The following is a 10670-nucleotide window of genomic DNA, read 5'->3' on the forward strand; positions in this document are numbered from 1 at the left end:
AGAACGCGATGGAATGGGAAACCGTGATCGGGCTGGAGATTCATACCCAGCTCAATACCGTCTCGAAGATCTTCTCCGGGGCGGCCACCGCCTACGGCGCCGAGCCGAACCGCCAGGCCTGCGCGGTGGATCTGGGTTTGCCCGGAGTCCTGCCGGTGCTGAACGCGGCCGTGGTGGAGAAGGCCGTAATGCTGGGCCTCGCGATCGATGCCAGGATCGCTCCGCGCTCGGTCTTCGCACGCAAGAACTACTTCTACCCCGACCTGCCAAAGGGCTATCAGATCTCGCAGTACGAACTGCCCATCGTCGAGCAGGGTCACCTGGACATCGATCTGGAGGACGGGAGCCGGAAGCGGATCGGCGTCACCCGCGCGCACCTCGAGGAGGATGCCGGCAAGAGCCTGCACGAGGGCTTCACAGCGATGACGGGCATCGACCTCAACCGCGCCGGAACCCCGCTGGTCGAGATCGTCTCGGAGCCCGACATGCGCTCGGCGAAGGAGGCGGTGGCCTACATGAAAAAGCTGCACGCACTGGTGCGCTATCTGGGTATCTCCGACGGCAATATGCAGGAAGGCAGCTTCCGTTGCGACGCCAACGTCTCGGTGCGCCCCCGTGGGCGGACCGAGTTCGGCACCCGTGCCGAGATCAAGAACCTGAATTCCTTCCGCTTCGTCGAGCGCGCGATCAACTTCGAGGTCGAGCGCCAGATCGACCTGATCGAATCCGGCGGCACGGTGGTGCAGGAAACGCGCCTGTACGACCCCGACCGTGACGAGACCCGGTCGATGCGCTCCAAGGAGGAGGCCAACGACTACCGTTATTTTCCCGACCCCGACCTGCTGCCGGTGGTCATCCATGCCGAGGACATCGAGGCGGCGCGCCGGCGCCTGCCGGAGCTCCCCGATGCGAAGCGGGAGCGCTTCATCAGCGCCTACGGACTGTCTGCGTATGACGCCGGATCGCTGACCGCGAGCCGGGAACTGGCGGACTATTTCGAAGCGGTCGCGGCTGGCTGTGGCGCGCCCAAGCTGGCGGCCAATTGGGTGATGGGCGACTTCTCGGCCGCGCTGAACCGCTCGGAGGCCGGTCTGGCGCAGAGCCCGGTGTCGGCGGCGGGGCTGGCGCAACTGCTCTCCCGCATACAGGACGAGACCATCTCCGGCAAGATCGCCAAGGAGGTCTTCGATGCCATGTGGGCGGGGGAGGGTGGGGCCGATGCCATCATCGAGGCGCGTGGGCTGAAGCAGATCACGGACACCGGCGCGATCGACGCCATCATCGACGAGGTGATCGCGGCGAACCCGTCGCAGCTGGAACAATACCGGTCCGGCAAGGACAAGCTGTTCGGGTTCTTCGTCGGCCAGGTCATGAAGAAGACCCGGGGCCAGGCCAACCCTGCGCAGGTCAACGAGCGCCTGCGCGCCCGGCTGCAGGGAGACTGAGCGCCGTGGCCTTACGAGGCGGGCGCTTCCCGGTCGTGCGATGACCGAGCGGGACACCCTGCACCGATTCCTGCTCGAGCGCACGCCCGTGCGCGGCGAGTGGGTGCACCTCGACGACACCTGGCGCGCCCTGCTGGAACGGCATCCGTACCCGCCGGTCGTGCGCGACCGGTTGGGGGAAGCCTATGCCGCGGTCGCGCTGATCGCGGCAACGCTGAAATTCGACGGTTCGCTGATCCTGCAGATCACCGGTTCCGGTCCGCTGCACATGCTGGTGGTGCAGGCGACCGGCAGCCGGGCGCTGCGCGGTCTGGCCCGCTATCGCGGCGAGGTTCCGGACGGTGACCTGACCGAGATCTTCGGTCCCGATGCGCGGCTGGTGCTCACGCTGGATCCCGGCGCCGGGCGCGAACGCTACCAGGGGGTCGTGGCACTCGAGGGCCAGTCGCTGGCCGCGGCGCTGGACACCTACTTTGAGCGCTCCGAGCAACTGCCGACACGGCTGTGGTTGGCCTCTGGTCCCTCGAGTGCCGCCGGTCTGCTGCTGCAGGGAGTGCCCGGTGCCGATGGCGCGCCGACCCCGCCGGACGCCGAAGACTGGATTCGGGCAACGCTGCTGGGCGACACGGTCTCGGCAGGCGAACTGCTGGCGTTGCCGGCGGAGCAGCTGCTGCGCCGGCTGTTTCACGAGGAACGCGTGCGCCTGCTCGAGGGTCACGCGATGCGTTTCGCCTGCAACTGTTCGCGGGACAAGGTCGAGGCGATGCTGAAAGGTCTCGGTGCCGACGAGGTGCGCGCGACGCTGGCGCAGGAGGGTGAGGTCTTGGTGACCTGCGAGTTCTGCAATGCCAGCTACCGTCTCGATGCGATCGACGCCGAGGCCCTGTTCGCCGCCGACGATCCCCAGCCCGACGTCGGCTCCACCCGCCACTGATCCTCTCCCCGCGGATGCGGGCCAGGACCTGCTGCAGCGCGAAATCAGGTGCTGGGGGCGCGCCCCGGCTTGCCGCAGAACGGGCAACCGGGGTCGCGGGTCAGCCTCAGGGTGCGGAAGCTCATCGTGAGACCATCGACCAGCAGCAGACGGCCGGCCAGCGTAGGCAATCCGATCAGCAGTTTCAGGGCCTCGGTGGCCTGCAGGCTGCCGATCACGCCAGGGAGGCTCGCGAGGACCCCCGATTCGCTGCAGGTCTCGCCGAGCTCCTCGCCGTCTCCGTACAGGCAGTGGTAGCAGGCCGCCCCGGGATCCCGGAAGTCGAAGGTCGTCAGCTGTCCCTCGAAGCGGATCACCGCACCGGATACCAGCGGGGTTCCCGCCGCCAGTGCGGCGTGGTTGATCAACGCACGGCTGGCGAAGTTGTCGGTGCCGTCCAGGACCACGTCGGCCCCGGCGAAGAGTTCCCGCAGCGCGGCGTGGTCCAGCCTGAGGGCGATCCTGTCCACTCGGCAGCCCGGGTTCAGCGCGAGCAGGCTGTCGGCGGCGGAATCGACCTTCAGGCGGCCGATGTCGGCCTGGCCGTGCAGGATCTGGCGCTGCAGGTTGCTCAGGTCCACGTGGTCGAAATCCACCAGGCTCAGGCGGCCGACCCCGGCCGCCGCGAGGTAGGCGGCGATCGGGGAGCCCAGGCCCCCGAGCCCCATCACCACGGCATGCGCCCGGGTCAGGCGGTCCTGACCCTCGGCGCCGATTCCGGGCAGCAGGATCTGGCGGCTGTAGCGCAGCAGCAGGAGGTCTTCGCTCTCGGATTCGTCCTTCATCGCGGCCTTGCCGGCCGGCGATGGGCGCCGGGCACGGGATTCACCAGTAGGCGCGCCAGTGCGAGGGCCGTTGGTCACGGCAGCCGTGTTCGCCCTTCTGGTAGTGCCGCACGAAGATGCGCCGGGCGCACTGCCCGAAGCAGTTTGGGTTGATCTTCATGTTCGCCCGGCGGGTATCCTCGCAATAGCCGTAGTAGGCTCGGCGCAGTCGCGTGAAGACGCTGTTGTCGAGGTGGAAGCCCAGTTCCTCCAGCGCCGACTCGATCTCGGCGAAGGTCACGTCGCGCAGATCGTAGCGAACGAGGACCCGATTGGGCCCGGTCACGGACACCTCCAAGACCAGCGGGGAATCCGCCAGCAGCAGGGCGGCACCGGGAGCCTGGTCGGCTTCCGAATGGGGGCCCTGAAAGACCAGTTCCCGGGCGCAAACGGTCGTGTCCATGACTACATGGTAGTTGCCCCTGCGTGATTTGCCCAGCATGCCGCACCCTAAAGCGGGGCGCGTTATGGCGCTAACGTGAAAGTCACGGTCACCCCCGCCCCTGCGCGCCCGCTTATGGAGTGCGGGAGCTTGCTCCCGCTATTCGGTGTCGGGGATGACACAGCTCCCCAAAGCGGCGGCAAGCCGCCGCACTCCACAGGCGCTCCGCTTTCATCTTTCGTGGTGGCGCGTCCGGGACATGATAGTTATCCGGGGCAGTTGCCCTCGGTGACCCGTTCGTGCCCGGCTGGATCGCGGTGACTGGCCACTTTCAGGTAGCCGTGCTGCGTCAGCAACGTGCGTACTGCGCACCCTTGGTCGTAACCGTGCTCCAGCAACAGCCACCCGCCCGGGTACAGGCGCGCGCGGGCTTGTCCCGCGATGGTTGCCAGGTCGGCCAGCCCGCCATCCCCGGCAACCAGTGCGGTACGTGGCTCGAAGCGCAGATCGCCGTGTTGCAGATGCGGGTCGGAGGGATCGACATAGGGCGGGTTGCTGACGATGATGTCGAACAGCGGGCGCGGGGCGACGGCCTCCAGCCAGCGTCCCCGAAACCAGTGGACGGACAGATCCAGTCGCCTCGCGTTGTCCGCGGCGACCGCGAGTGCGTCGGCACTGGCATCGCTGCCCCAGGCCTCGAGTTGGGGCCGCTCTGTCACCAGGGCCAGGATGATCGCGCCGGAACCCGTGCCCAGGTCTATTGCCCGCGCGCGCTGGGCCGGCAGCCGCTCCAGGGCGCGCTCGACCAGGAGCTCGGTCTCCGGCCGGGGGATCAGGCAGCGCTCGTCCACCCGCAGCGGCAGGGACCAGAACTCACGTTGGCCCAGGAGGTAGGCGATCGGTCTGCCGGCAGCGCGCTGCGCGACCAGGTTCCGGATCGCCGCGGCCTGCTCGACCGACAGCGCGCGATCGCCATGCGCGATCACGCTGGCGCTGTCCATGCACAGCAGGTGCCCGACCAGCAGCCGGGCCTCCAGTCCGGCCGATTCGATGCCGGCCAGCGCCAGGCGCTGGCGCGCCTCGGTCATTTGCCCGGCAATACTCGTCGGTTCAGTCTTCGGCAAGGGCTGCGAGCTGCTCGGCCTGGTGCTCATGGGTCAGCGGATCGATCAGGGAATCGAGGTCCCCCGCCATCACGTCGTCCAGCTTGTAAAGGGTCAGGTTGATCCGGTGGTCGGTCACCCGGCCCTGGGGGAAGTTGTAGGTGCGGATGCGCTCCGAGCGGTCCCCGCTGCCGACGAGGCTCTTGCGCGCGGCGCTTTGCGCGGCGGCCTGGCGGCTGCGTTCGGCCTCGTAGAGGCGCGAGGCAAGGAGATTCATCGCGCGGGCCTTGTTCTTGTGCTGGGAGCGTTCGTCCTGGCATTCGACCACCATGCCGGACGGAAGGTGGGTCAGGCGCACCGCCGAGTCGGTGCGGTTGACGTGCTGGCCACCGGCACCGCTGGCGCGGTAGGTGTCAATGCGCAGGTCGGCGGGGTTGATCTCCGGCATCTCCACCGCATCGAGTTCCGGCAGGATCGCGACCGTGGCTGCAGACGTGTGGATGCGTCCCTGGGATTCGGTTTCGGGCACCCGCTGCACCCGGTGCGCCCCGGACTCGAACTTCAGCCGGGAGTATACGCCGCGGCCGATCACCCGGACGATGACCTCGCGGTAACCGCCGTGCTCGCCCTCGGTCGCGCTCAGGATCTCCAGTTGCCAGTTGCGCTGCTCGGCGTAGCGGCTGTACATGCGCAGCAGGTCGCCGGCAAAGATGGCGGCCTCGTCGCCGCCAGTCCCGGCGCGGATCTCCAGGAAGGTGTTGGCCTCGTCGTGCGGGTCCTGGGGTACCAGGTGCGCCTGCAGTTCCTGCTCCAGCCTCTCGCCCTGGTGCCGCAGGCGCTCGATCTCGTCCTCCGCCATCGCGCGGAGGTCGGGCTCGGGATCGGACAGCATCGCGCGGGCCTCGTCGAGTTCCTGCTGGCTGTCCAGCCACGCCCTCCAGGCGCCGGCCAGCGGTTCGAGCTGGCTGTACTCGACCGAGAGCCGCCGGAAACGATCGGGATCGGCGGCGATCTCGGGTGCGGCGAGCAGGCCGGCGATCTCGGCGTGGCGTTCGGACAGGCCCTCCAGCTTCCGGCGAAACGACTCCTTCACGAATCGTCCCGGGAATCCCCGTCGTGACCTTCCGGGAGCAGGAAAAGCCTGTGCGCGGCGCGGAACAGATCGACATCACCGTCGTGAGCGGCGGCGTTCAGTGTCTTGCACGGGGCGTGCATCAGCTTGTTGGTGAGGATGTGCGCGAGATGATGCATCACTTCCTCGGGTGTCCGCCCCGCGCGCAGCTGGGCCTCGGCCCGAGCCAGTGCCTCCTGCTGGATATTCATGGCCTGGTCGCGAAGCTGGCGGATGCTCACCACGGAGTCGCGGGCGCGCAGCCAGCGCATGAACTCGTCGGCGCGCGTTGCGATGATCTGTTCTGCCTGTTCCGCCGCGGCCTGGCGCGAGGCCATGTTCTCGTTGATGACCTCGTGCAGGTCGTCGACGGTGTACAGGTACACGTCCTCGAGTTCCGCCACTTCCGGCTCGATGTCCCGGGGTACCGCGATGTCCACCATGAACATCGGCCGGTGACGGCGCTTGCGAATGGCCCGTTCCACGGCGCCCTTGCCCAGGATGGGCAGCGGCGCGGCGGTGGAGCTGATCACGATGTCCGCGCGGTGGAGGTATTCCGGCATGGAACTGAGGGCGATGGGTTCTGCGTGGAAGCGGTCGCCCAGGGTGTGCGCCCGTTCCACGGTGCGGTTGGCGACGATGACATGACCGACGCCGTGGCCCACGAGGTGACGCAGCGCCAGTTCGATGGTCTCACCGGCGCCGATGACCAGCGCGGTCAGGGGCTTCAGATCGCCGAAGATCTGCCGCGCGAGCGAGACGGCCGCGAAGGCGACGGAAACGGCGCTGGCGCCGATCGCGGTCGACGTGCGGACGTCCTTCGCCGTGGCAAAGGCATGCTGAAACAGGCGCTCCAGCGACAATCCCAGAGTGCCGGCGGCATGGGCATGCTGGTAGGCGCTCTTCATCTGCCCGAGGATCTGCGGCTCGCCGAGCACCATGGAATCGAGACCGCAGGCGACACGCAAGGTGTGCAGCACCGCCTCGTTGTCGTGATGCCGGTACAGGTACGCCTCGAGTTCGTTGCGCCGGATTCCGTGGAATCCGCCCAGCCAGTCGAGCACGCGGTCCTCGCCGTCGCGGCTCTGCTCCCGGAAGTAGATCTCCGTTCGGTTGCAGGTGGAGAGGATCGCGGCCTCGGGAATCTTCACGCCACTGTGCAGCGAATCCAGCGCCTCTCCCAGCTGCACCTCGTTGACAGCCAGCCGCTCCCGCACCTGTACCGGGGCTGTCTTGTGGTTGATTCCGAGAGTGAAGAGCATCGTGGCCGGCTGTGTTTGTCTTTAAAATCGGATTTGGTAGCAGGCTAGTGTACTGCCTGGCGCCATCCGATACAGTGGGGGCGCAAAATTGTCGTTGGAACCCACTGCGCTGATCACCCGTCCAACCCCCGATACCATGTGGAAGCCATTATTCATGCCGCGAGTACTCGCCGTCGCCTTGCCCGCGCTGATCCTCGCAGGCTGCGCCCAGACTCACCTCAACGCGTCGGGCACGGAGTATATCGAGGTTCCGCCGATTCTCTCGATACCCGGACCCACCGCTGCCGACGATCCGGAAGCCGTTGTGCTGTTCAGTCTGCTGGCTGCCGAAATGGCGGCCCAGTCCGGCGATTATGCGCAGGCGAGCCGATATTACCTCGAAGCGGCCCGCTTGAGCGACGATGTGAAGGTCGCCGAGCGGGCGACGCGTCTGGCCCTGTTCGCGCGCAATCATCCGCGCGCGCTCGACGCGGCGGAACGTTGGCTGGTGCTGGCGCCGGGGAGCCTGGAGGCGATGCAGCTCACGGCGGTGCTGATGGTCGGCGAGGGGCGGGAGCGTGACGCCGCCGCATTGCTGCAACGGATCGTGGAGCAACTCGGCAGCGAAGAGGGTTATGGTGTCGTGCTGTCGCTGCTGGTGCAGTCCGAGGATCGCGACGCCGCATTGCGGACGCTCGCGATGCTGGTCGATGCCGATTCGGACGAGCCCACCGCCTGGCAGGCCCATGCCGAGCTTGCGCTGCGTTCCGACGAACTCCACCAGGCGCGCGTCGTCGCGCAGGCCGGCGTGGACCGCTTTCCGGAGGCCGTCCAGCTGCGGATGATCCTTGCGCGCGCACTCACCGAACTCGAGGATCCCGACGCAGCCATCGCGACGCTCGCCGCTGCGATCGAGGCGCATCCCGAGCGGCGCGACCTGCGGCTCGCCTATGCCCGTGCCCTCGTCGACACCGAGGACTTCGAGCGCGTCCGGCCCGAATTCGATCGTCTGCTTGCCCTGGCACCGGATGATGCCGACCTGCTTCTCACCATCGCGCTGCTCAGCCTGGAAGCGGGCCGGTTCAGCCTTGCCGAGGACTATCTGGAGCGCCTGCTGGCCAGCGGTCGCCGCACCCACGATGCAAACTACTATCTCGGCCGCCTGCATGAGCAGGCGGGGGATCTGGAGGCCGCGCGACGGTTCTATCGGGCAGTGGAAGAGGGCCAGCACGCCGATGACGCCGATCTGAGGCTGGCACGCCTGGCTGCCGATCTCGACGGGCTGGAGGCGTCCCGTGAGCTGTTCGCCCGCCTGCAGGACGACCCCGACGGGGGTATCGCGCTGCGCGCTTACCTCGGGGAGGCCAGTCTCCTGCGCGAACGGGGTGAGCTCGATGCGGCACTGGAGCGCCTGGCCCGTGGCCTGATCCAGTTCCCGCGCTCCGAGCAGCTGCTCTACCTGCGCGGCCTGGTCCACGAACGCGCCGGAGACATTCCGGCGGCGGAGGCGGACTTCCGGGCGATCCTCGAAATGGACCCGGAGAACGTGTCGGCCCTCAATGCCCTCGGTTACACCCTGGCCGACCGCACCGACCGCTACGAGGAGGCCTATGACCTGATCCTGCGCGCCTACGAGCAGCGTCCGGACGACGCCGCGATCGTCGACAGCTATGGCTGGGTGCTGTATCGACTGGGGCGTCTGGACGAGGCAGTGGTTCAGCTCGAGAGGGCGTACGAGCTGATGCCGGATGGCGAGATCGCAAGCAATCTTGCGGTCGTGCTCTGGGAACTGGGGCGCCGCGAGGAGTCCCGGGCCATCATCGACGAGGCCCTGCAGCAGGATCCTGATCACGATCGGTTGCTGCGCGTGAAGCGCGAGCTGGAGCATTGAGTCCCGTGAGGCCTTTGCGGACCGTCACCAGGGTCCCTCGGTGAACCGTGGGCACGCGCGGCGAGCCGGAACCAGGGCGCGCACATGGTTGCTGCTGACGCTGCTTCTGGCCGGACTGGCTGGCTGCGCGGTATTGCCGCCGGTGCCCGAGGACCAGCTGGACGCGCGGGCGGCGTTCCTGGAGCGGGCAACTGAATTGGAAGCCGTCAGTCACTGGCGCTTCGTGGGGCGCCTGACCCTCGAACTGCCGACCGAGAGCTGGTCCGGCCAACTCAACTGGCGCACCGAGGGGCTGCGGCAGGTGATCGACCTGTCGGGTCCGATGGGCCGCGGCGGCGGCCGGCTCGTGCTTGGGGGATACCAGGCGGTGCTCATCACCCGGGAAGGGGATCGGTACGAGGCGGCCGATGCGGACGAGCTGATGGCGCTGGTCACGGGTCGCGGAATCCCCGTCAGCGGTCTGGACTACTGGGTCCGGGGCATGCCCCGACCTGGTGTCGGTTTCGATCTGCGCGCCGATGCGGACGGGCAGCCGCGAAGGCTCATCCAGGATGGCTGGGAGATCGTGTACGGCGCCTTCGAGGAGGCGGAACCGGTGGCGATGCCGATGTCCGTCGAGCTTCACCGCGAGGACATGCGCCTTCGGCTCATCATCCAGCGTTGGCAACTCACGCAGGTCGAAGCCTCGTGACCGGCGGGTTCGATACGGTCTTTCCGGCGCCGGCGAAGATCAACCGCTTTCTGCACATCACCGGACGAAGGGCGGACGGCTACCACGAGTTGCAGACGGTCTTCCAGTTCCTGGGACTTCAGGACGATCTACGGTTTGCGCCGCTGCCACCAGGCCGTTTCGAGATGCACGCGCACGCCGAGGGGGCGCTGGCAGGGGATGACAATCTCTGTGTGCAGGCAGCCCGAATGCTGTCCGGGTTCACCGGTCGCGGATTCGGGGTCAGGATCGGGTTGACCAAGCGGATTCCGGTCGGGGGTGGCCTGGGCGGCGGCAGTTCGGATGCGGCCACCACGCTGGTGGCGCTCAATCATCTCTTTGACCTCGGCCTTTCCCCTGACGAGCTTGCGCAGCAGGGGCTGCGTCTGGGCGCGGACGTCCCGGTGTTCGTGCGTGGCCGTGCCGCATGGGCCGAAGGCGTGGGTGAAAGGCTCGTTCCCGTCGAGCCGGATACCCCCTGGACGTTGCTGATTGACCCGGGGGTGTCGGTCTCCACCGCGACGATGTTCCGCTCCGATGAATTGACAAGGGACTGCCCCCCCGAGAGAATCGCGGCTTCAGGGTACGAGTCGCGGCATAACGTGTTCGAGCCGCTGGTGCGGCGGGACCATCCGTCGGTGGACGCCGCGCTGGCCTGGCTGGCGTCTTCCGGCGCCGCGGCGCGGCTCAGCGGCACGGGAGGCTGCGTGTTCGGGCTGTTTCCGAACGAGGCTGCGGCGCGCGCGGCGCAGGCCGTGCAGCCCGAGCCCTGGCGCAGTTGGGTGCTGCGTCTGGCGAACCGGTCGCCGCTGTGCGACTGGCACACGAAGTCCGGCATCGAGGCCGGCGCAGGGGAAGTCAGCGAGAAGTAACGATTCATTGGGCCGTCGCCAAGCGGTAAGGCACCGGGTTTTGATCCCGGCATTCGCAGGTTCGAATCCTGCCGGCCCAGCCATACGAAGTCGTGATGCTGGGGTATTGACGGAGCGTC

Annotated in this window: 10 protein-coding genes and 1 tRNA gene; 6 read left to right on the top strand and 5 right to left on the bottom strand. The window is 67.8% G+C overall.

What is annotated here, in order from left to right; genetic code table 11:
- The first annotated feature begins 8 nt into the window (after positions 1 to 8).
- Complete coding sequence (gene gatB / locus EA346_RS14195; protein WP_296759688.1) at positions 9 to 1445, top strand: Asp-tRNA(Asn)/Glu-tRNA(Gln) amidotransferase subunit GatB; 1437 nt, start codon at positions 9 to 11, stop codon at positions 1443 to 1445.
- A 40-nt stretch (positions 1446 to 1485) separates the two neighbouring features.
- Positions 1486 to 2379: an Hsp33 family molecular chaperone HslO gene (locus EA346_RS14200; RefSeq protein ID WP_296759690.1), complete on the top strand. Its 894-nt coding sequence runs from the start codon at positions 1486 to 1488 to the stop codon at positions 2377 to 2379.
- A gap of 44 nt (positions 2380 to 2423) precedes the next feature.
- On the opposite strand, the gene moeB is transcribed toward EA346_RS14200, so the two are convergent.
- From moeB to hemA, 5 genes are all read right to left on the bottom strand, one after another.
- Positions 2424 to 3203, bottom strand: coding sequence for a molybdopterin-synthase adenylyltransferase MoeB (gene moeB / locus EA346_RS14205; RefSeq protein WP_296759692.1), 780 nt, complete (start codon positions 3201 to 3203; stop codon positions 2424 to 2426).
- A gap of 40 nt (positions 3204 to 3243) precedes the next feature.
- Entirely contained in the window at positions 3244 to 3645 is a 402-nt protein-coding gene (locus EA346_RS14210; protein ID WP_296759693.1) for a hypothetical protein, read from the bottom strand.
- Between the two features lie 245 nt (positions 3646 to 3890).
- Positions 3891 to 4712: a peptide chain release factor N(5)-glutamine methyltransferase gene (prmC, locus tag EA346_RS14215; protein WP_296759694.1), complete on the bottom strand. Its 822-nt coding sequence runs from the start codon at positions 4710 to 4712 to the stop codon at positions 3891 to 3893.
- A gap of 22 nt (positions 4713 to 4734) precedes the next feature.
- A complete protein-coding gene (gene prfA, locus EA346_RS14220; protein WP_296759695.1) occupies positions 4735 to 5820 on the bottom strand; it encodes a peptide chain release factor 1 in 1086 nt (361 codons plus the stop codon).
- Positions 5817 to 7100, bottom strand: a complete 1284-nt coding sequence (gene hemA / locus EA346_RS14225) for a glutamyl-tRNA reductase (RefSeq protein WP_296759697.1) — start codon at positions 7098 to 7100, stop codon at positions 5817 to 5819. Before hemA ends, prfA begins: the two co-directional genes overlap by 4 nt.
- A 154-nt stretch (positions 7101 to 7254) precedes the next feature.
- Between hemA and EA346_RS14230 the strand changes: the two genes are divergently transcribed.
- The 4 genes from EA346_RS14230 (at position 7255) to EA346_RS14245 (ending at position 10634) form a co-directional block, all read left to right on the top strand.
- Complete coding sequence (locus EA346_RS14230; protein WP_296759699.1) at positions 7255 to 8970, top strand: tetratricopeptide repeat protein; 1716 nt, start codon at positions 7255 to 7257, stop codon at positions 8968 to 8970.
- 40 nt (positions 8971 to 9010) lie between these two features.
- A complete protein-coding gene (lolB, locus tag EA346_RS14235) occupies positions 9011 to 9661 on the top strand; it encodes a lipoprotein insertase outer membrane protein LolB (RefSeq protein WP_296759700.1) in 651 nt (216 codons plus the stop codon).
- Complete coding sequence (gene ispE, locus EA346_RS14240; RefSeq protein ID WP_296759702.1) at positions 9658 to 10551, top strand: 4-(cytidine 5'-diphospho)-2-C-methyl-D-erythritol kinase; 894 nt, start codon at positions 9658 to 9660, stop codon at positions 10549 to 10551. The genes lolB and ispE overlap by 4 nt, the downstream gene beginning before the upstream one ends.
- Before the next feature lie 8 nt (positions 10552 to 10559).
- Positions 10560 to 10634: transfer RNA gene (locus EA346_RS14245), tRNA-Gln, on the top strand.
- Positions 10635 to 10670: the final 36 nt, after the last annotated feature.

Origin of the sequence: Thioalkalivibrio sp. (assembly GCF_007692535.1) — a bacterium.
GTDB lineage: Bacteria > Pseudomonadota > Gammaproteobacteria > Ectothiorhodospirales > Ectothiorhodospiraceae > Thioalkalivibrio.

Excerpts from the sequence above, each read along its gene's own strand:
- EA346_RS14200 (WP_296759690.1), top strand. The coding sequence starts at position 1,486 with ATGACCGAGCGGGACACCCTGCACCGATTCCTGCTCGAGCGCACGCCC.
- prmC (WP_296759694.1), bottom strand. The coding sequence starts at position 4,712 with ATGACCGAGGCGCGCCAGCGCCTGGCGCTGGCCGGCATCGAATCGGCC.
- gatB (WP_296759688.1), top strand. The coding sequence starts at position 9 with ATGGAATGGGAAACCGTGATCGGGCTGGAGATTCATACCCAGCTCAAT.
- moeB (WP_296759692.1), bottom strand. The coding sequence starts at position 3,203 with ATGAAGGACGAATCCGAGAGCGAAGACCTCCTGCTGCTGCGCTACAGC.
- EA346_RS14210 (WP_296759693.1), bottom strand. The coding sequence starts at position 3,645 with ATGGACACGACCGTTTGCGCCCGGGAACTGGTCTTTCAGGGCCCCCAT.
- hemA (WP_296759697.1), bottom strand. The coding sequence starts at position 7,100 with ATGCTCTTCACTCTCGGAATCAACCACAAGACAGCCCCGGTACAGGTG.
- EA346_RS14230 (WP_296759699.1), top strand. The coding sequence starts at position 7,255 with ATGCCGCGAGTACTCGCCGTCGCCTTGCCCGCGCTGATCCTCGCAGGC.